The sequence below is a fragment of the Acinetobacter sp. WCHAc010034 genome (assembly GCF_001696615.3).
Taxonomy (GTDB): domain Bacteria; phylum Pseudomonadota; class Gammaproteobacteria; order Pseudomonadales; family Moraxellaceae; genus Acinetobacter.
This window is the reverse complement of sequence record NZ_CP032279.1, coordinates 1,801,544-1,821,445: the sequence shown is the minus strand read 5'-3', so window position 1 is coordinate 1,821,445 and position 19,902 is coordinate 1,801,544. Positions and strand designations below refer to the sequence as shown.

General features: G+C 46.3%; 17 protein-coding genes. 3 read left to right on the top strand and 14 right to left on the bottom strand.

What is annotated here, in order from left to right; genetic code table 11:
- Positions 1-9 precede the first annotated feature (9 nt).
- The 14 genes from BEN74_RS10345 to ribBA form a co-directional block, all read right to left on the bottom strand.
- Positions 10-417, bottom strand: coding sequence for a Tn7-like element transposition protein TnsE (locus tag BEN74_RS10345; RefSeq protein WP_228200341.1), 408 nt, complete (start codon positions 415-417; stop codon positions 10-12).
- A protein-coding gene (locus BEN74_RS10340) for an IS3 family transposase (RefSeq protein ID WP_228200337.1) occupies positions 408-1,558 on the bottom strand; the annotation gives its coding sequence in 2 pieces (ribosomal slippage) (positions 408-1,318 and positions 1,318-1,558; 1,152 coding nt in all). The genes BEN74_RS10345 and BEN74_RS10340 overlap by 10 nt, the downstream gene beginning before the upstream one ends.
- Positions 1,559-1,581: 23 nt before the next feature.
- Positions 1,582-2,847, bottom strand: coding sequence for a hypothetical protein (locus tag BEN74_RS10335; protein ID WP_228200340.1), 1,266 nt, complete (start codon positions 2,845-2,847; stop codon positions 1,582-1,584).
- Positions 2,840-4,363, bottom strand: a complete 1,524-nt coding sequence (locus BEN74_RS10330; protein ID WP_068910316.1) for a TnsD family Tn7-like transposition protein — start codon at positions 4,361-4,363, stop codon at positions 2,840-2,842. Before BEN74_RS10330 ends, BEN74_RS10335 begins: the two co-directional genes overlap by 8 nt.
- Before the next feature lie 13 nt (positions 4,364-4,376).
- Positions 4,377-6,023, bottom strand: coding sequence for an AAA family ATPase (locus BEN74_RS10325; protein ID WP_068910313.1), 1,647 nt, complete (start codon positions 6,021-6,023; stop codon positions 4,377-4,379).
- Positions 6,024-8,114 (bottom strand): DDE-type integrase/transposase/recombinase, encoded by a 2,091-nt coding sequence (locus tag BEN74_RS10320; protein ID WP_068910311.1) that lies wholly within the window; start codon positions 8,112-8,114, stop codon positions 6,024-6,026. It lies immediately after the preceding gene.
- Complete coding sequence (locus BEN74_RS10315) at positions 8,098-8,931, bottom strand: heteromeric transposase endonuclease subunit TnsA (protein ID WP_002132325.1); 834 nt, start codon at positions 8,929-8,931, stop codon at positions 8,098-8,100. The genes BEN74_RS10320 and BEN74_RS10315 overlap by 17 nt, the downstream gene beginning before the upstream one ends.
- Before the next feature lie 152 nt (positions 8,932-9,083).
- Positions 9,084-10,922, bottom strand: coding sequence for a glutamine--fructose-6-phosphate transaminase (isomerizing) (gene glmS / locus BEN74_RS10310; RefSeq protein WP_068910309.1), 1,839 nt, complete (start codon positions 10,920-10,922; stop codon positions 9,084-9,086).
- Between the two features lie 13 nt (positions 10,923-10,935).
- Complete coding sequence (gene glmU, locus BEN74_RS10305; RefSeq protein WP_068910307.1) at positions 10,936-12,300, bottom strand: bifunctional UDP-N-acetylglucosamine diphosphorylase/glucosamine-1-phosphate N-acetyltransferase GlmU; 1,365 nt, start codon at positions 12,298-12,300, stop codon at positions 10,936-10,938.
- A gap of 21 nt (positions 12,301-12,321) precedes the next feature.
- A complete protein-coding gene (locus BEN74_RS10300) occupies positions 12,322-12,798 on the bottom strand; it encodes a phosphatidylglycerophosphatase A (protein WP_068910305.1) in 477 nt (158 codons plus the stop codon).
- A gap of 22 nt (positions 12,799-12,820) precedes the next feature.
- Complete coding sequence (gene thiL, locus BEN74_RS10295; protein ID WP_068910303.1) at positions 12,821-13,738, bottom strand: thiamine-phosphate kinase; 918 nt, start codon at positions 13,736-13,738, stop codon at positions 12,821-12,823.
- Between the two features lie 17 nt (positions 13,739-13,755).
- The gene (gene nusB / locus BEN74_RS10290) at positions 13,756-14,205 is read right to left on the bottom strand and encodes a transcription antitermination factor NusB (RefSeq protein WP_068910301.1); all 450 of its coding nucleotides are present in this window, start codon (positions 14,203-14,205) and stop codon (positions 13,756-13,758) included.
- Positions 14,206-14,209: 4 nt separating this feature from the next.
- Complete coding sequence (ribE, locus tag BEN74_RS10285; RefSeq protein WP_068910300.1) at positions 14,210-14,680, bottom strand: 6,7-dimethyl-8-ribityllumazine synthase; 471 nt, start codon at positions 14,678-14,680, stop codon at positions 14,210-14,212.
- An 11-nt stretch (positions 14,681-14,691) separates the two neighbouring features.
- Positions 14,692-15,813, bottom strand: a complete 1,122-nt coding sequence (ribBA, locus tag BEN74_RS10280; protein WP_068910297.1) for a bifunctional 3,4-dihydroxy-2-butanone-4-phosphate synthase/GTP cyclohydrolase II — start codon at positions 15,811-15,813, stop codon at positions 14,692-14,694.
- Between the two features lie 546 nt (positions 15,814-16,359).
- Here ribBA and murG point away from each other — a divergent pair.
- From murG to BEN74_RS10260, 3 genes are read left to right on the top strand one after another with little or no spacing between them, the layout of a single operon-like run.
- Positions 16,360-17,457 (top strand): undecaprenyldiphospho-muramoylpentapeptide beta-N-acetylglucosaminyltransferase, encoded by a 1,098-nt coding sequence (murG, locus tag BEN74_RS10270; protein ID WP_068910292.1) that lies wholly within the window; start codon positions 16,360-16,362, stop codon positions 17,455-17,457.
- 12 nt (positions 17,458-17,469) lie between these two features.
- Positions 17,470-18,918 (top strand): UDP-N-acetylmuramate--L-alanine ligase, encoded by a 1,449-nt coding sequence (gene murC, locus BEN74_RS10265; RefSeq protein ID WP_068910290.1) that lies wholly within the window; start codon positions 17,470-17,472, stop codon positions 18,916-18,918.
- A gap of 54 nt (positions 18,919-18,972) precedes the next feature.
- Positions 18,973-19,902, top strand: coding sequence for a D-alanine--D-alanine ligase (locus BEN74_RS10260; protein WP_068910288.1), 930 nt, complete (start codon positions 18,973-18,975; stop codon positions 19,900-19,902).

The following is a 19,902-nucleotide window of genomic DNA, read 5'->3' as shown; positions in this document are numbered from 1 at the left end:
AAACTCTATTTAAAGTAAAATATTAAACATACGACTCGCCCAACCTATTAACTCTTGGTGTGATATTTCCTGTTCGATTGTATTTATTCTAGGATGATTCAAAGTACTATTTTTAAAACTAATATTGTTAAAGATCCCTTTAGGCCATCGCAGACATTGGGTGACGACTAGCTCAAGTACTTTGGCTCGATCAGTTTGGTTCCATTCATTCATGTCTTTAAGTGATAAAACACGTGTTGAAAGAGGCTTTTTATTGTCGGATGTATCTACTTCTAAGATTACGATATTTTGACGATTGAATTGGAAGCTAACTTCTGCCACACATCTAGGGCTACCATCAGTTTTTATATGTTTAGAGTGACTTTGAATGTTGGGTAATTTATGAAGTTTGAATAGCCACCAAAACTCTAGACACACATAACCATCTTTTGATGGGACTTTTCATAATCTAATGGAGAACGTTGTCCATTGGAACCATGTCTTCTTTTTGAGTTATAAAACATTTCAATATATTCAAAGATATCTGACCTCGCTTCAGTTCTTGATGCATAGTTTCTCTTCTTAACTCGTTCCCGTTTTAATAGCTGGAAAAAGCTTTCTGCAACAGCATTATCATGGCAATTGCCTCTACGACTCATACTGCATTCCAAATTATGTTGTTTAAGGAATGCTTGCCATTCATGACTGGTATATTGGCTGCCTTGGTCAGAATGAATCAAAACCTTGTTCTTTGGTTTTCTCCGCCATAAAGCCATCAATAACGCATCTAGCACAAGATCTGTAGTCATTCTTGATTTCATAGACCACCCAACAACAAGGCGTGAAAATAGATCAATTACAACAGCAAGATATAACCAACCTTCATGTGTACGAATATACGTAATGTCTGTTACCCACTTCCGATTAGGCTGAGTTGGATTAAACTGTCGTTCTAAGGTGTTTGCGGAAACAATACTTGGCGTACCTGCATAAGATCTAGGCTTGCGATAGCCGCGCTGTGATTTAAGCCCATTCGCTTTCATTAACCTATGCACCCGGTTGATACCGCAATTTTCGCCAACATCTTTCAAATCACAGTGAATCTTGCGATAGCCGTAGACTCCGCCAGATTCCAGCCAGAACTGTTTAATCAATCCTGAAAGCTGTTGTCGTTTCCTCGCAGTTTTACTAGTGGGTTGTTTCAACCATGCGTAATAACCACTGTGATGAACATCTAGAGTCGAACATAAACGACGAACAGACCATATGTGCTGATTGTCCTGAATAAAGGCATACCTCATTTGGACTGGCTTGCGAAGTACACCGCGGCTTTTTTTAATATGTCCCTTTCTTCAGTAACTCTTTGCAACTCCTTTTTTAGCTTTGCCAATTCTGAAACTGCATCCCTAGAGTCTGTGATTTTAGGTTCTTGAGGAGCATAACGCTTGATCCAAGCATAAAGACTATGCGTGGTTGTACCTAAACGTGCGGCAACTTCAGCCACGCTATGACCTTTTTCAGTCACTTGCTTTACTGCTTCAATTTTGAATTCTTCAGGGTATCGTTTGCTACTGCTCATAAGCACCTCGTTAATTAGCCATTTTATCTAACTAAAAGGTGTCTACAAAATCGGTGGCTATTCAGTTGGAGGTTAAGGTTTTTGACAGAATTTTCTTTGCAAAACAAATCAATCATTTGTTGAAATGCTGAAAAGCGATCAAGATACAGATGAAGATCTTCTGTTTCATCTTCAACACCATTAAATTCGGCAGAGGGGATAGTACCCTCAGGAATAGGCTCATTGGTGCTAACTTCCGATGTTGCATTGCTAGATGGTAAGTCTTGATCTTTTGTACCATGATTTCTAAGTCTAGATTTCTTAGTTGTTTTACTTGTTTCAATAGCTTCTAGAAATTCGAAAAGTGTAGGAACGACATCTATTATTTGTACATCATCACTATTACCTTCCTCATCATCCTTGATGGTCGGTTCTTTGCCATCATTTTTAGTTCCTGAAGAATTTCCGCCTTTCCCCCCTGATTTAGATTCTATGAATTTATCGCTATAAAATTTAACTTCTTTAGAAATTCGGCTAGTGATATTTTGAAAGCCAGCAATTTCATTGACAAAAAACTCTGAGGATTCAGCTTTGTAATAGCCATAAGCATTAAAAGTTACTCCACTAAGTTGAGGTGGGTTAAAACAAAAATTCCAGATACGATATTGATCAAAGTCATGGCCATACTGAGTGCAAAATTGGCTGATACTTTCAAAAGATCGTCGAATATCACTATCAAGTAGAATCCATGATAGGATTCTTCGTATACCTGCATCGTTGAAATGAGAGGTAGGATATGAACAAGCAGGCAGAATATTGATGAGGTAATGATCTGGGTTTGAAACAATATCAAAATCAATACTTAGACTATTTTCTAAAACTGCTGATCTTGCAAGATATGGAGTATAGAAAAACAGTGATCTAGCAAGTTCAAATTGTGGAAGTCGAATTTTGATTGTTTCGGACATTGGCTGCCCAAACTGATCGACTCGAACAGCATCAAATAAGAAATAGTGTTCTAAAAATTTTCCTTTTGTTAAGTCTGGATTGTAGGTAGAGGCCACCCAATCTTGAGTTGAAGTGATTTTAAACCGTAAATGGTAGCCTTTAGTGTATTCTTGCGTGGGGTTGATATGACTGTTTTTTCTCAATAATTTTGCATTGGAAAAATTAGTATAGTCTGATGAGATCAGACCATCTTCATTTTCTAGGCCTAAGTTAACAGCCCAAGTAGTAGAATTATGTTTTTTAAATAAAGCGCCAATCTTTTTTATTTTCATGTCTTTAGCTATGTGACTTATTTTAGCCATGATTAATCCTTTTAATCTGATTTAGAAATCTAAGAGTTTCATCGGTAAATCTTTCTTCGCTTAATCCCGACTTTCGTAATATTTTCCAACCAACTTGATGCTGATTAAGTATTTGAAATTGAATAATAGTTCGAGTAATTCTTCGGATTTGATAACTGCTAACATCTTCTGAATAAATATCCAGAAATTTATTCGTTAAAGGAAGTCGGTGTAGGTTTTTTTCTACAGTAGAGTGTTGCGGTAACTGTTTTAAATACCAATTTCTTGATTGTCTAGGCAAACTCAAATCGTCTAATGATTTATAGAATATTTTGAACAGCAGTCTTACCAGTTTCCAATCCCTCAGAGGCCAGTTAACTTTTTTACAGCCTAATGTAGATAAAACATGAAATTTTTTATTTTCCGTTAGTAGCCAAGTTTTATCATTACGATAAAGCCATGCGTATAAAGCGGCATTTTTGAGTCTAGAGGGTTTTATTCCATATTTTTGGATCAAAGATACCCACTCATTACGTTTTTCTGTGAGTGTCGATATGTCTTTATACTCCGTTCCTTGAATTTGTGTATCAGTCTTGGAAGGATTAGATGGTAACTGATGGATTTCGCTCAGAATGGATTTCCACGTCCAGCCTTTAGGATAGAAAGCCTCTAAGACAATAATATGTTCAAGATAACTGAATGACTTACGATGCTTTCTAAAAATAGCTCTAAGCCAACATGTTTCAGACACCAGTTCATCTAGGTGATGTTGCTGTAACCATTTTAAATCCCATGTTTTTATAACGGCTACATGGATTTTTGAATGATCAATGTGTTTAAAACCTCTGTTGAAACCTAATCGTTTTGCAGTACATTGATAAAATTGACTCCATTGATGAAACGTGGGTGATGTTGTGGAAGGAAGGTTTAACAGCTCATCAACACGCCTACTCACGATTAGATCTAATGCATGAGCAGGGTTATCAGGTTGCTTGCGATTCAGGATAAAATTTGCAGGAATAAATTGATGTCGTCCATTCAAATGGGCTAGTTGTAAAAATTCTGACAATTTAACTTTATGTTTGCTACAGCAATTTGCGCCTTGAATGTACCAAAGTCTTGACCAAAAAAATTCTCCATATTGGTGATATTGTTCTTCTAAGCAATGGTGACAATATCGATGCGTTGTTATCTGCTTAACTTTGGATGCTGCAACCCCTAATGCTAAATGGATAGAACCTTTTGATTGACTCCCCATCCAGTGAAGGCATTTTAAACGTGTGTTTTCTGGAGAAAATAAAGCGTGGATCGGAAAAAGCGTATGTTTATAAGCAAGATTTTCAAGCGTATGATTTGGTGGTAAATGCGTTAAAAGACATGTTAGATGGCTAGGTAGGTCAATCGTGGCAATGACTTTACGATTAGCAAATACTTCTTCGAGTAATTGCTTAGGACTTGTAATAGCATGGTGAATTCCAGCTCGTGCTATCGTGCTGTAAATTAATTCATTGGGATATGGTGTAGGAAAATTCAACATGCCAATTCCACTATTACATTGATTGCACCCAAGTTTGAGTATCAAAAATCAAATCGCTTGATTGAAGAATGTCATAAAAATTTTGGGATTTTTCCTTTTGAGAAAACTTAAACCTTAAATCATCTGACGGTAAGCTCATCCATTCACTTTGTTTTATTTTTCTGAGATTCATTTTTTCAGGTTTAGTTTCTTTATCCGCCTCAACTTCAGTGAGCCAATTCGAAACGATAGGCATGAGTTCTTGCATATTGAGATGAGGGAAATCGACAAAGGCTTTTTTGATTACAGAAATTACTTTAGATTCTGGATATCCAGTGGCAATCAGTAGGTTATGCAATCTTTGTGCATGTACATTTCCATTATATTGTTCAACTTTTTCTTGTTCTTCTTCTATTTTTTTCTGAAGTAGAAGTAATGTTTTGTCCACATATGGAATAGTTAAGTCAGAATAGAGTGCGATGCGATTAGGATCTCCAGACTTGAGTGCTTCTATCATTGGATGGACAAATTTGAGTTCATCCTCATAGACTTGTCTAAGCAAACTTGGCGTTATTCTTTCTAATCCTGTCATGATCGCTCGACATTGAGCCAAAACAAAAAGTTTGACTACTATATCCAGTACGCCTTGAGACAGTTCATACCAACAATCTCGAATTTCTTCACTCAGTTGTTCTTTATTGGTTAGCCATTGGTATTTCCATAGAGCATTGGTAAAAGCCATCCATTCTGTTCTCGTTGCGGTATTTGATAATGGGGGATTGTTCTTCATAGGTTCCCATATAACAGCTCCGAAACCAGCACCACGACGCGCTGAACGCAGATCTCCATCAAATATAAATTTGGCTTTGGGTGTGCCGACCATAACCACTGGCAAACCTACAACATTGATTAAGGTGACAAAGAAGTTCAGCATTTTTTCAGCACCACCTGAATTTTTAACACTCAGGTGTTGGATTTCATCAATGACGAGTACACCAATAGCATAGGTATTGGTAATTTGACGCATATAGTTTAGTAGAGCTTCGATTCCTAATCTTTTTAAGGCAACTTTTCTTTCAAAATCTGTTCCTAATGCAACATCAATCGCCTTAAAGAAATGCAAACATAGATTTTTTAATGAGCCATCATGAGGGCAGTCTATTTTGAGATAAACGAGTTGAGTGAAGTTATATTTTTCATGATAAATCACTTGAGGATAAAGGTTCAGAATTCGCTGTAGGGTTGTACTTTTGCCACTTCCTGAACAACCGATCAGTGAATAGCTTAAAGCTGTAGATTTTGGTGCATCAAAACGAAAGGCATTAATATCTCCCGACATAATACGTTCATAACCGTTTTGTAAATGTTGTTGCAATTTACCATCAGCAATATTGCGCCCGACATAGCCTTGACGAATTAATATTGCTATTTTTTGCTCTAATGAAATATGGCGAGTAATTGGTTGAAAAAATTGATGAAGAAGTTGGGATGCAAGGTGAATTCTTTCGTTCTTAGATCTCAGAATATCTTGAGGATTAAAATCTACTTTACCAATCAGATTTGCTTTAATATCTGAAATTTCTTGCATGATTGGTGGAAGAGCTTCAATAAATGGATTGTCTTTATATTCACCGAAACTAGGTGTGTAACGTGCTTGAATAAAATTTAAAGGCAAACTCATTTAGTCATCCTCATCAAATAATTCATCAGTTAAATCAGGATAGTGAACAGCTTCAGCCTCAAGAGAACTGCTTGGTGTTTTGGCTTTAGGCATTGGAATAATATTTGTATCTACTATTTCTTGCTGTTTTACCTGAGCTTTGCGTTCCCTATTTTTTTCATTTGCTTTATTTGTAGATATTTCAGCGATACGTTGAGAGGGTTTAATTGGGCTTTTTACATTTTTGGTTTTAAGTTTCTCACTGATGAAAGCTTCAAGTTCTCTTCGTTTTTTTGATGCTTCTAATTCATGCTGTACAAGGTTCTCTTTCTGGGCTTTTTGTTTTTCTTTGATTTCCCAAAAAGTACAATCCAAGAATTCTCTAGATCGAGCGGAGAGAGTCCCTGTCCAATATTCAAGACTATTATCCTGTGGAAAAATATAAATTTTATTCATTAAATAAGGATCATATGCAGCCTCAAGATTTTGAGGACGAGCATTTCCTGTTTTTCGATGCAACCAACCAAGATCGAGTATTTCTTTCGCTAGATAGTAAAGACCGAATGCTTTGATACCTAAATCTGATATTGTGATTTTGGTGCGTGGTAATAAGGCGATTCTAAGAGCTTCTTCTGGAACACTTCGCAATTTTCCAGTTCTATTTTGAATGCCCCAATTCCATAAATGTATGGGAATGGTTGGTAAATCATTAGGCATATCAGCTTCACGATCATATGTCTTTAATACATGAAATTGATTGTGTGAGATGATGCAGGCAAGAATGATTTCAGTAAATTGATGAATATTTAATGTTGCATCTTGACGGTAATCTCTCCCCCCAGCCTTTCTTACTGTAGTACCTTCAACAACACCTTTTCCTTTACCTTCTTTTTTGAAATAAGCTTGATATGTATTGAAAGCTTGCTCTACGATGCCTTTAGCATCACCACGTCTAGCTGGTGCATTTTCAAGTCTCAAAGCGAAGGTTTTTTCTAGTGCTTCAATTTGATAGCCTAATAGTTCTCCTCGGTCTGCGAGTAGGGCATCAGGTAGACCAATCGCTGGCCAATCTTCTGACTGAATTGATATCCCATATTTAGCACAATAGTTAACTTTATCAGTCATTGCTGTGTTCAGTGCTTGTATCGCCGCTAAATATGAAGGTGATTCAAAACCAATATAAAAGCCAGCGACTAATCTACTGAAGACATCAATTACAAAATAAATAGTAGGTCTGCCAACGATACTTTCTGGATTTGAGTTTGAAACTAGATAAATATCAGCAATCGTTGCATCAATTTCATAACGTGATCCAGGCCCCAATGCTTGAGAACTAGAAGTAGATTGTAAAGGTCGATAGTCCTTACGGTAGTTGGAAGTACTAATACGATATTTAATACTTTCAATTTTTTTAAATTCCTTTTCGTAATAGTACTTAAACTGCCATATAGTCGGAATATCTGCTTCAGATGTATCTGGATAGAGATTTTTATAAGTGGTTTGAAATTTTCGATAGACAAATGGAAGCGAGTGTTTATTGTCTTTTAAAAAGAATAATTTAATAGTGCGATAGAAAAGCTTTTCAATGTCTTCATTAACATTGATGCCTTGTTCTTCACTATTATAGATACGAGGGCGTCCTAGTTTTTTGTCTTTAGCAATTCTTTTTTGACCTTTAGCTCCACTATTTCTGTAATCAGGAAGTAATGCATTAGGTGTTTGTCCTCTTTGCCAATATCTACGAGCTAAGCGATAAAGAGTTTGTTTGGTGACTTCATGCTGAGTCATGATTTCACTAATTATTTTTCCTCTTTGAGTGGGAATGAAAAATAATTCATGAGAGATTAGAGGGTAAATAAGAGTGTAATTTTGATCACGTTTTATTTCTTGTGTAGATCCTTTTTCGGGCTGAAAGAAGACAAGTGGCTCATGTGGGTCTACTGTTCTTTGGATACTGCTATCTTCTAAACCATTTAATATTTCTGTTTTAGTTATTTCGATGGGAAAAGCATTTTGAACGTCGAGATTAATCCAAACCACAGAGTGAGGCAGGATAGTTAGAATCCTAAATAAAGAACTTTCAAAACTTAATACTTCATTGATTTTCAGCATGAAGTACCTCATTCCAAATATTAAGTTGACCCAATTGAATATGATCTGTTCTTAGATCTTTAAATGAAATATTGAGATCAAATATGAAATACCGCTGAGCAAGTAAGTCTCTGATTTCTCTTAAAGATTGTCCTATTTCAAAATGATATTTTTGATCAATGATTCTCGTTAATTCATTAATCTTTTTAGACTTATTTTTACTAAAAATTTCTGCATAAAAGTTTAGTTTATCTAACGTATCTTGTTCACTCAGTTTCATAGTATTTATTGAGCTGTACATCCATTGAATATTTTGGCTGACAATTCTAGGAACTTGGTGTTCAGTAAAAATATAAAAAGGAATGTTTTGCTGTTTCCAATATTGTCGTTCGATTTCTATTTTTTCTATTGTACGTGGGTCATTGAGAGCATTTGAATATTTAACTTGGATTGCAAATTTAGGAGATATTGAATTATTTGTATCCACTAAAAAATCGCTTGTCATGATTTGATAGTGTTTCCCAAATCTAGGGTGAGCGATTCCAATTGTCTCCGCAATTTTTAGAGTTTGTTCGAGATCTAAGGGATATTGTTCTCGAATATCGATAGTAGTGGAATGCCATTCCAGTAATAAAAAAGCAGAAAGTTCTAGATCAGATAGAAGATGATGGGTTCTTTGGCTTTTATGACCAAAAACTCGGTGAGATCGACCTTCTGAACTCACATCTCGAATTGTAATCCAAGGCTTATAGTTATTTCCAAAACCCTGTCCTCGTCCTTCTTTAATCCACTTTTGAATTTTGAGTTCATGATTTTGTGTGTTCTTAAAATTAGCCATAAAAAAATCCACACAACATGCTTTTTAGAGCATAGCTTGTGTGGATTTTTTGAGCAATCTAGTATTACACTTTATTACTCAGTATGAGACTTTATTACTCAGTATGAAACTTTATTACTCTCATACAGATTGGCCGGCCTTTGATTGATTTATTATTCCACAGTCACCGATTTGGCCAGATTGCGCGGCTGATCGACATCCGTGCCGCGCAGCACGGCAACGTGATAGGACAGCAGCTGCACCGGCACGCTGTAGGCAATCGGCGCCAGAACTGCGCTGATCTGCGGCACGTGCACCACATGCTGGCGGTCTTTATCTTTAATGCCGCTGTTTTCATCGGCAAAGACAAACAGCTCGCCGCCGCGCGCCTGCACTTCTTCCATATTGGATTTAAGCTTATCCAGCATATCGTCCTGAGGCGCAAGAATCACCACAGGCATGTCATTGTCCACCAATGCCAATGGTCCATGCTTGAGCTCGCCGGCGGCGTAGCCTTCGGCATGAATATAGGAGATTTCCTTCAGCTTCAGGGCGCCTTCCAGCGCAATCGGGAAGTGCGTGCCGCGGCCAAGGAACAGGCAGTGCTGCTTCTCTTTAAACAGTTCCGACAGGCGCAGAATGGCTTCATTATTCAGCAGCGTATCCAGAATCACTTTCGGAAGATGCCACAGCTCAGCGGTAATTTCTGCAATTTCCCCGGCAGAAATGCTGTTTTTCACTTGGCCGATTTTCAGAATCAGCAGCATTAAGGCGGCCAATTGCGTGGTAAAGGCTTTAGTGGACGCGACGCCGATTTCCGGGCCGGCTAAAGTCAGCAGGTTGTGCTGGGTTTCACGCACCATCGATGAAGTCGCGACGTTGCAGATGGCCATTGTGGCAATGTCCAGGCCTTTGGCGGCGGCGCGCTTCTGGGTATCGCGCAGCGCAGCCAGCGTATCCGCCGTTTCGCCGGACTGGGAGATGCAGATATACAGCGTATTATTGACGATTACTGGCGAGCGGTAGCGGAATTCGCTGGCGATTTCGACCTGTGCAGGCACATTGATCAGCTGTTCAAACCAGTATTTGGCAATCATGCCGGCATGGTAGCTGGTGCCGCAGGCAATAATCTGCACCTGCTGAATTCTGCTGAAATCCGCTTCGGCATTTTTCAGGAAATCCGGACGCAGCGCATTGCCGTTCAGCGCCTGAGAAATGGTCTGCTGGATGGCTTCAGGCTGCTCATAAATCTCTTTCAGCATGTAGTGCTTGTATTCGCCTTTAGAAGCATTGCTGACCGTGGCATCCAGCTCTTTAACCGGGCGGTTTACCAATTGGTCATCTGCAAAAACTTCAATGCTGCTGCGGGTCAGGCGCGCAATATCGCCTTCTTCAAGATAGATGAAGCGGTTGGTAATCGGCAGCAGGGCCAGCTGGTCTGAGCTGATGAAGTTTTCGCCGATGCCGACGCCGATCACCAGCGGCGAGCCTTCGCGCACGGTAATCAGTTCATCCGGATGGCCGGTATGCACGATGCCTAGGGCATAGGCACCTTTCAGTTTCGGAACCACCTGGCGTACCGCTTCCAGCAGGCTTGGCGTGTTTTTCAGCGCATCATTGACTAAGTGAGCAACCACTTCGGTATCGGTCTGCGAAGTGAAAACATAGCCCAGCGACTCCAGGTTATCTTTCAATTCCTGGTAGTTTTCGATGATGCCGTTATGAACCACCGCCACATTGCCGGAAATATGCGGATGCGCATTATTTTCGGTTGGCTTGCCGTGCGTTGCCCAGCGGGTATGCGCAATGCCGAGCGTGCCTGCAATCTGCGATTCATTCACAGCCTGTTCAAGGTTTGCGACTTTGCCGACGCGGCGCTCGCGCAGCACCTGCCCCTGGCTGATCAGCGCCAGGCCTGCAGAATCATAGCCCCTGTATTCAAGGCGCTTTAAGCCTTCAATTAAAACATTTGTAATGCTGCGTTCAGCAATGCCGCCAACAATACCACACATAGTTATAACCCTCTTATTTCTTAATCTTTTGCGGACGCTGGTAATCTTCTTTGGCGACCTGCTTTGAACGCTCAAATGCCAGACTGTTGTCTGCAACATCGCGCGTAATTACTGAGCCTGCGCCGACAGTCGCGCCGTTGCCGATGACCACAGGAGCAACTAAGGAGCTGTTGGAGCCGATGAAGGCTGCATCGCCGATAATGGTTTTGAATTTATTGGCGCCGTCATAGTTGCAGGTAATGGTGCCCGCGCCGATGTTGGAGCCGGCGCCGACTTCGGCATCACCCAAATAGGTAAAGTGGTTGGCTTTGGAGCCAAGGCCAATGCTGGAGTTCTTCACTTCAACAAAGTTGCCGATATGCACTTCATTGGCCAGTTTCGCCCCTGGGCGCAGGCGTGAAAATGGGCCAATCTGCGCATTTTCGCCGACAACCGCATTGTCAAATACGCTGTAGGGCTGCACTTTGGTGCCGGCCGCGATTTTAGTGTTCTTGATCACGCAGCCTGCGCCGATTTCGACATTATCGCCCAGCTCACAGTCACCTTCAATGATCACGTTGATGTCAATCCGCACATCCTGGCCTGCAGTCAGCTGGCCGCGCAAGTCAAAGCGGCTTGGATCGATTAAATGCACGCCCTGCTGCATCAGCCGTTTAGCTTGAAACGCCTGATATTCGCGCTCCAAGGCTGCCAGCTGCACGCGGTCATTGACGCCTTCCACTTCAAATGCCATTTCAGGTTCAACTGAAGCCACTTCCAGTCCGTCTTCAATCGCCATGGCGACAATATCGGTCAGGTAGTATTCGCCCTGCGCATTGCTATTGGATAGCTTCGGCAGCCACTGATGCAACCTGGCATTGCTGACGCAGTAAATGCCGGTATTGATTTCCTGAATCTGGCGCTGCGCATCGGAGGCGTCTTTATGCTCGACAATCGCCTGAATATTGCCGTTTTCACGCACAATGCGGCCGTAGCCTGAAGCGTCCGGCAGGGTTAAGGTCACTAAGCCGATGCCCGAGGCCTGCGATGCATCCAGCAGCTTCTGCAGCGTTTGCTGAGTAATGCACGGCACATCGCCGGATAAAATCAGCGCAAGGCCGTCCTGAGGCAGGGCCGGCAGCGCCATTTTGACCGCATGGCCGGTGCCGAGCTGCTCGGCCTGTTCCACCCACTGCACCTGCTCTTGGGCAAATTCATTTTGAACCAGTGGGCCGCCGTGCCCGTAAATGGCAATAATCTTATCGGCTTGAAGTTTTTTTGCAGTTTCAATCACATGTCCAAGCAAAGGACGTCCTGCCAGAGGCTGCAAGACTTTCGGCAGGCTGGAACGCATGCGGGTTCCTTTGCCTGCGGCAAGAATGATAACGCTAGTAGACATGTCAGATCCCAGGAATATTGATCATATAGAAGTGAAATAAAAATACATGCAGATGCAGAGCGCAGCCCAGGCACCGGCAATGATATCGTCCAGCATGATGCCGAAGCCGCCGCCGACCTGGCGGTCAATCACGCGGATTGGCCATGGCTTCCAGATATCAAAAAGCCTGAACAGGGCAAACCCGGCCAGGGCCCAGAACCAGTTCATTGCTCCAAGGTACAGCAACGGCAGGAAAGTCAGGGACTGGCCGGCAAACTCGTCCCAGACAATCCGCCCGTCATCATGCACGCCCATAACTTTAGCAGTTTGTCCGCAAATATAAATGCCGATAAGCGACATCAGCGCAACTGCAATGATGGTGCCAGAAAAGCCGATTACAAGCCAAAGCGGAATAAACAGTAAGGCAAATGCTGAGCCGAAAGTGCCCGGCGCTTTCGGCGCAAGTCCGGAGCCGAAGCCGACGCCGCAGAAAACAACACAGCGGTTGAGCCAGCTCATTTGCTTAAAGTTGATTGCCGGTTTATGCAAAGTGTTGATACCCTTGAAATTGAATGGAACAATTTACGCCATTCTGTAAAAAAGTTAATCCCAAATTCTGGGTAATTTCCCCAATTATCGTAAGATTTACATCTAATTGTTGTTGCAAAAGTTTTTGGTAATTCTGCGAGCTTATTGTAAAGCATAATTCATAGTCATCTCCACCCGCCAGGGCCAAATGCCATTGCTTTTCTTGTTCTAATTTTGCTGCTTCAGGATCGATGGGCAGCTTTTCCAGGTGCAGAACTGCGCCGACGCCTGATGCATCCAGGATATGCCCTAAATCCTGCGCCAGGCCGTCAGAGACATCAATCATGCTGGAGGCTAAGCCTTTCAGCTGCTGTCCCAGCAGGCAGCGCGGGGTCGGGTAGTCCAGGCGCTTCTGCAGCGGATGGCCTAAATGCTGCAGGCCGAAAGCAGCGTCGCCGACCGTGCCGCTGACGCAGACTAAATCGCCGGGCTGGGCGCCGGAGCGGGTCACGGCTTTGCCGGCTTCAATCCAGCCTAAGGCGGTCACGGTAATGGTGAGGTGCGGGCTTTGCGTAGTGTCGCCGCCGATTAAGCTCACGCCGAATTGATCACAGCAGTCATGCAGGCCCTGGCTGAAGCCTTTGAGCCAGTCATGATCAATTTGGGGTAGGCTCAGCGCCAGTAAAATGCTGTGCGGTTTGGCGCCCATGGCGGCAATGTCAGAGAGGTTGACTGCAACAGATTTCCAGCCGATGGCGTGCGGATCGGTTTCAAGGGGGAAATGCCTGCCGGCAACCAGCGTATCGGCGCAGATGGCCAATTGCTGCTGCGGCGGCGGGGTGAGCAGGGCCGAGTCATCACCGACGCCTAAATCGGCGGAACAGGCATTCCTGCGGTTGAAATAGGTGTCGATGATCGAAAACTCAGCCATACTGCTTACCGCGCGTCTTACTGCGCTTGCTGCTTTTCCGCTGCGCGGAGGCTGCTGGCTAAACGGTCCAATACGCCATTGATGTATTTGTGACTGTCTGCGCCGCCAAAGTGCTTGGCCAGCTCAATCGCTTCATCCAGCACAACGCGGTATGGAATTTCCAGATGCTCTTTCAATTCATAGGCGCCGAGGCGCAGCGTCGCCAGTTCTACGCCGTCAAGGGCTTCGATTTGGCGGTCCAGTACAGGAATGAGAAGCGCATCCAAAGCTTCATGATTGGCAACCGCTTGAGTCAGCAATTCATGATAGTAGCTCAGATCCACTTTGTGCATGGCGTTTTCCATGCGGGTGCGCGCTTCAATCTCATGCACTGGATTGCGGCTCATCTGCCATTCATAAATGCCCTGCACAGCAAAACGGCGTGCTTTGCGTTTCGCTGCATAAGCGGCTTGAAGTGTTTGCGACATAGCGTTAAATAGCCTTTAACAAGTTAACCATTTCAATTGCGGTCAGGGCAGCTTCGCTGCCTTTGTTGCCCGCTTTTGTACCCGAGCGTTCAATCGCCTGTTCAATACTGTCCGTAGTCAATACGCCGTTAATCACCGGCAAGCCCGTATCGAGGCCCACAACGCCTAAGCCTTTGGCGCATTCGCCGGCAACGAAGTCAAAGTGCGGCGTGCTGCCGCGGATCACTGCGCCTAAGGCAATGATGGCGTCAAAGCGTTCGGTGGCTGCCAGCTTTTTAGCAACGACCGGCAGTTCCCAGGCGCCCGGCGCATGAACAACAGTGATATTATCCTCTGATACGCCATGGCGTTTCAATGTGTCAATTGCGCCGTCCAGCAGATGCTCGACTACAAAGCTGTTAAAACGGCCAACTAGAATCGCGTAACGGCCTTCGCTCGCGAGATGTAATAAACCTTCAATACGGCGAACTGCCATAGCAACCTCGATTATTTATCTGATGTTTGATGAGCGGTGAGGTATTCCACCACTTCTAAATTAAAGCCTGACAAGGCATTGAAGCGCAATGGGGAGCTGAGCAGCTTCATTTTTTCAACACCCAAATCACGCAGAATCTGCGCGCCGACCCCAATGGTCTGATACTGCTGCGACAGCGCGCTGCTGGATTTCACCGGCTTAGGCGCAGTTAAGCTCTCCAGCGCCGGGCCTAAATCCTGCAGGTGGCGCTGGCCGATCCACACCAGCACGCCGCGTTCGCTGGCCGCAATCTCTTTCAAGGCTTTGTCCAGATTCCAGGCGGTGCCGCCGTCCTGCTTGTTCAGCTTCAGCAGGTCGCGCGCCGGGTTGAAGCCGTGCACGCGCACTGTGGTGACGCCGTCTTTCGGCTGGCCTTTGACCAAGGCCAGATGAATGTCCGGATTGCCGATTTCGCGGTAACGGAATAATTCAAATGCGCCGTATTCTGTATCCAAAGTCTGCTGATCAATGCGCTCAACCGTCTGCTCATTAGTCATGCGGTAATGGATTAAATCCGCAATGGTGCCGATTTTCAGGCCATGCTTTTCGGCAAACACTTCCAGATCAGGACGGCGCGCCATGGTGCCGTCTTCATTGATGATTTCACAGATCACCGATGCCGGCTCCAGGCCTGCCAGGCGCGCCAGGTCGCAGCCCGCCTCAGTATGCCCGGCGCGGTGCAGCACGCCGCCTGGCTGCGCCATCAGCGGGAAAATATGCCCCGGCTGCACAATATCCGCCGGCTTGGCATGCGCCGCCACAGCGGTTTGAATGGTATGCGCGCGTTCCGCCGCTGAAATGCCGGTGGTAATGCCGCGGGCTGCCTCAATCGACAGGGTAAAGTTGGTGCCGTGCTGCGCGCCGTTGGCGTCAACCATCAGCGGCAGATTCAGCTGCTGGCAGCGGTCTCGGCTCAGGGTCAGGCAGACCAGGCCGCGGGCATGGGTAATCATGAAGTTAATGTCTTCAGGACGGACGTGAGTGGCGGCGATTACCAGATCGCCTTCATTTTCACGGTCTTCATCATCCATCAGGATAACCATTTTCCCTGCACGGATGTCTGCTACGAGCTCTTCAACAGTATTGAGCGGCATCAACCTTCACCTTTTTTATTTGTCACAAATGACATATTGCCTGCATTGGATTGCTGCATAGTTTAACGTTTTTTTGCGCCCTTTGCCTATGCTTATCGCTTTCCATATAATGGTTCATTGTTATACACAGTCCGCGCGCGCCTGAAAAGGCAGCTTTATTTTAAATGCTGCGCTATGCGCGCAATCTTTAAGCGGTTGAAAAGCATAAAAAATGACAGGCTTAGGCCGGATCCGGCCAAAGCTGCGCCAAATCCGGCGCGGCGGCTGCGGAAAATGCCGGCGGCGCCTTTGCTGCAGGCGGGCCGGCATGCAGGGCAGGGGCGGAAAAGCGGCGCTTCCGGCTTTATAAGGTGTAAAAATGTATAAATTTTGCCAATTCAGCCCGATTCATAATAAAACTAGTTTAAACTTCAATTTCTGCAGAAAAAAACAATGACGCCGCCAGTGAAAAAAAGCAAATAAACTTTCACGGCAATGCGTTTGTGATTACAATCGTCTGCTTATAAAGAACTTTCATTAGCCTTATTTGAATTGAAGAATTAGACCGTGACCGACGCACAGCAAAAACAGCCTAAACATGTAATGATGATGGCCGCAGGCACCGGCGGACATGTTTTTCCAGCTTTGGCCGTGGCGCAAGAACTGCAGCGCAAAGGAATACAGGTTTCCTGGCTTGCAACGCCTGCCGGCATGGAAAACCGCTTGCTGAAAAACCATAATATTCCAATTTATCAGATTGACATTCAGGGCGTGCGCGGCAACGGCATGGTCCGCAAAATGCTGGCGCCGTTCAAAATTTTAAAAGCCACGCTCAGCGCAATGCGCTGTATGAAGCAGCTGAAGGTGGACGCCGTGGCCGGTTTCGGCGGCTATGTGGCCGGGCCGGGCGGGCTGGCGGCGCGGGCCTTGGGCATCCCGGTGCTGATCCATGAGCAGAATGCCGTGGCCGGCTTTACCAATACCCAGCTGTCGCGCGTGGCCAAAGTGGTTTGCGAGGCTTTTCCGGGCACTTTTCCAAGGCAGGATAAAGTCGTCGCTACAGGCAATCCAGTGCGCAGGGAAATTGCCGAAATCCTGAACCCGTCATGGCGCTATCAGGAGCGGGAAAAAGCCGGGCATCCGCTGCGGATTTTAATTGTGGGCGGTTCGCTGGGCGCGCGCGCATTGAATGAATGCGTGCCGGAAGCCTTAAAGCTGCTGGATGTGCCGCTGCGCGTTTTCCATCAATGCGGCCAGAATAATGCGGAAGCGGTGCAGGCGCGCTATGCCGGCGCGCCGGACAAGCTGCATGCTGAAGTTTCAGCCTTTATTGAAGATATGGCGCAGGCCTATTCAGATGCAGACCTGATTATCTGCCGCGCCGGCGCGCTTACTGTGACTGAAGTCGCCACTGCAGGCCTGGCCGCGGTATTTGTGCCGCTGCCAAGCGCGGTGGATGACCATCAGACCGCCAATGCCAGATTCCTGGCGGATATCCACGCCGCAAAAATCTGCCCGCAGGCGGAAATGACGCCGGAAAGCTTAGCAGCGCTGTTGAAGCCGCTGCTGAACCGCCAGCTGCTGCAAGAAATGGCGGTGAAGGCGCGCCGGCAGGCGCAGCCGGATGCAGCGCAGCATGTGGTTCGTTTAATTCAAGAATTGTAAACCGAGTACTCTATGTCACCATCAACTCCTGCTGAGCAAGCGAAAAAGTTAATTAAAGTTCCGGAAATGCGCCGCATCAAGCACATTCATTTTGTCGGGATTGGCGGCGCCGGCATGTGCGGCATTGCGGAAGTCCTGAAAAATCAGGGCTACAAAGTTTCCGGTTCAGACATTAAGGCCTCAAAAACCACTGCGCAGCTGGAAGCCAACGGCATTCAGGTGTTTATCGGCCATGCGCCTGAAAATATCAAAGGCGCAAGCGTGCTGGTGGTGTCCACCGCAATTGACCCTGAAAATCCGGAAGTCAAAGCCGCGATTGAAACCCGCACCCCGGTGGTGCGCCGCGCAGAAATGCTGGGTGAGCTGATGCGCTACCGCCACGGCATTGCGGTGGCGGGCACGCACGGCAAAACTACCACCACAAGCTTGATCACCTGCATGCTGGCGGAAGAAAACCTCGATCCGACCTATGTGATCGGCGGCCTGCTGAACCGCACCGGCGTCAACGCCGCCCTGGGCGCGAGCCGCTTTATTGTGGCGGAAGCGGATGAGTCCGATGCATCGTTCCTGTTCCTGGAGCCGATGGCTGCCGTGGTGACCAATATCGATGCCGACCATATGGATACTTACGGCGGCAGCTTTGACACCTTAAAAGATACCTTTATTCAGTTCCTGCAGAAGCTGCCGTTTTACGGCCTGGCGGTGGTCTGCGGCGATGACGCCAATATCCGCGAAATCATGCCGCGCATCGGCCGCCCTGTGCTGACTTACGGCTTCAATGAAGACAATGACGTGCGCGCCGCGGATGTCGATCAGGACGGCATGCGCACCCACTTTACGGTACTGCGCAAGGGCCGCGAGCCGCTCCGCATGACGGTGAACCAGCCGGGCCTGCACAATGTGCTGAACGCCTTGGCGGCTATCGGCATCGCCACCGATGAAGGCGTGTCTGACGGCGCAATCTGCCGCGCGCTGGAAGGCTTCAGCGGCGTAGGCCGGCGCTTTCAGGTGCAGGGCGAGTTTGAGCTGGACGGCGGCAATGTGAAAATGGTGGATGACTACGGCCATCATCCTAAAGAAGTGGAAGCGACCATTAAGGCCGCCCGCGCCAGCCATCCGGACCGCCGCCTGGTCATGCTGTTCCAGCCGCACCGCTACAGCCGCACCCGCGACTGCTTTGACGATTTTGTAGAAGTCTTGTCACAGGTTGATCAATTGCTGCTGCTGGAAGTATATCCTGCGGGAGAGAAGCCGATTGTCGGCGCGGACAGCCGCGCTTTGGCCCGCAGCATCCGCCTGCGCGGCGAAGTTGAGCCGATCCTGATTGATCCGGTGGAAGGCAACCTGCCGCACGCCGTGCAGAAAGTGCTGCAGCCGAATGACTTGTTATTGACGCAAGGCGCGGGTAATGTTGGAGCAATCTCAATTGAGCTTGCCCAGAATAATTTGTATTTAAAATAATCAGCCTGCGTGCTTGGGTTGGATCGGCCAGTTATAAAGTTTAAGGATATAAACGTGTCAAATGCTTCAAAATTCGGCAAAGTTGCTGTGTTGCTTGGCGGCAAATCCGCTGAGCGTAGAGTCTCTCTGGATAGCGGTACGGCGGTGCTGGAAGCATTGCTCCGTTCCGGCGTAAATGCGGAAGGCTTTGACCCGCAGGAAAGAAGCGTCACTGAGCTTGCAGGCTATGACCGCGCATTTATTGTGCTGCATGGGCGCGGCGGCGAAGACGGCCAGATCCAGGGTGTGCTGGAATGGCTGAATATCCCCTATACCGGCACCGGCGTGCAGGGTTCTGCAATCGGCATGGATAAGGTCAAAACCAAGCAGGTTTGGCAGGGTTCAGAACTGCCGACCGCGCCTTACCGCATTATCGGCAAAGAAACGGATTTAGACGAAGTCATTGCCGGCCTCGGCCTGCCGCTGATTATCAAGCCGGTGCATGAAGGCTCCAGCGTCGGCATGAGCAAGGTGGAAAAAGCTGAAGATCTGGCCGCCGCCATTGAAAAAGCCACAGTGCACGATGCGGTGGTCATGGCTGAAAAATGGATCACCGGGCGCGAGTACACCATTTCATTCCTGAATGGCCAGCCGCTGCCGGTCATCCGCCTGCAGCCGCCGGCAGACGTGGCGTTCTATGACTATGACGCGAAATACAACCGCAATGATGTGCAGTACGGCATTCCCTGCGGCCTGAGCGAAGCTGAAGAAAAGCGCCTGCAGGCGCTGTGCCTGCGCGCGTTTCAGGCTGTAGGCGCCAGCGGCTGGGGCCGCATTGACGCCATGCAGGATGAAAGCGGCGCGTTCTGGCTGCTGGAAGTCAATACCGTGCCGGGCATGACCAGCCATTCGCTGGTGCCTAAAGCCGCCAATGCGGTCGGCTACAGTTTTGATGATTTGTGCCTGGCGATTCTGGAACAGACACTGAACGGTGCGGCTCACTAA

Excerpts from the sequence above, each read along its gene's own strand:
- BEN74_RS10335 (WP_228200340.1), bottom strand. The coding sequence starts at position 2,847 with ATGGCTAAAATAAGTCACATAGCTAAAGACATGAAAATAAAAAAGATT.
- BEN74_RS10330 (WP_068910316.1), bottom strand. The coding sequence starts at position 4,363 with ATGTTGAATTTTCCTACACCATATCCCAATGAATTAATTTACAGCACG.
- glmS (WP_068910309.1), bottom strand. The coding sequence starts at position 10,922 with ATGTGTGGTATTGTTGGCGGCATTGCTGAACGCAGCATTACAAATGTT.
- ribE (WP_068910300.1), bottom strand. The coding sequence starts at position 14,680 with ATGGCAGTTCGCCGTATTGAAGGTTTATTACATCTCGCGAGCGAAGGC.
- glmU (WP_068910307.1), bottom strand. The coding sequence starts at position 12,300 with ATGTCTACTAGCGTTATCATTCTTGCCGCAGGCAAAGGAACCCGCATG.
- BEN74_RS10315 (WP_002132325.1), bottom strand. The coding sequence starts at position 8,931 with ATGGCTAATTTTAAGAACACACAAAATCATGAACTCAAAATTCAAAAG.
- thiL (WP_068910303.1), bottom strand. The coding sequence starts at position 13,738 with ATGGCTGAGTTTTCGATCATCGACACCTATTTCAACCGCAGGAATGCC.
- nusB (WP_068910301.1), bottom strand. The coding sequence starts at position 14,205 with ATGTCGCAAACACTTCAAGCCGCTTATGCAGCGAAACGCAAAGCACGC.
- murC (WP_068910290.1), top strand. The coding sequence starts at position 17,470 with ATGTCACCATCAACTCCTGCTGAGCAAGCGAAAAAGTTAATTAAAGTT.
- BEN74_RS10325 (WP_068910313.1), bottom strand. The coding sequence starts at position 6,023 with ATGAGTTTGCCTTTAAATTTTATTCAAGCACGTTACACACCTAGTTTC.
- ribBA (WP_068910297.1), bottom strand. The coding sequence starts at position 15,813 with ATGCCGCTCAATACTGTTGAAGAGCTCGTAGCAGACATCCGTGCAGGG.
- BEN74_RS10320 (WP_068910311.1), bottom strand. The coding sequence starts at position 8,114 with ATGCTGAAAATCAATGAAGTATTAAGTTTTGAAAGTTCTTTATTTAGG.
- BEN74_RS10300 (WP_068910305.1), bottom strand. The coding sequence starts at position 12,798 with ATGAGCTGGCTCAACCGCTGTGTTGTTTTCTGCGGCGTCGGCTTCGGC.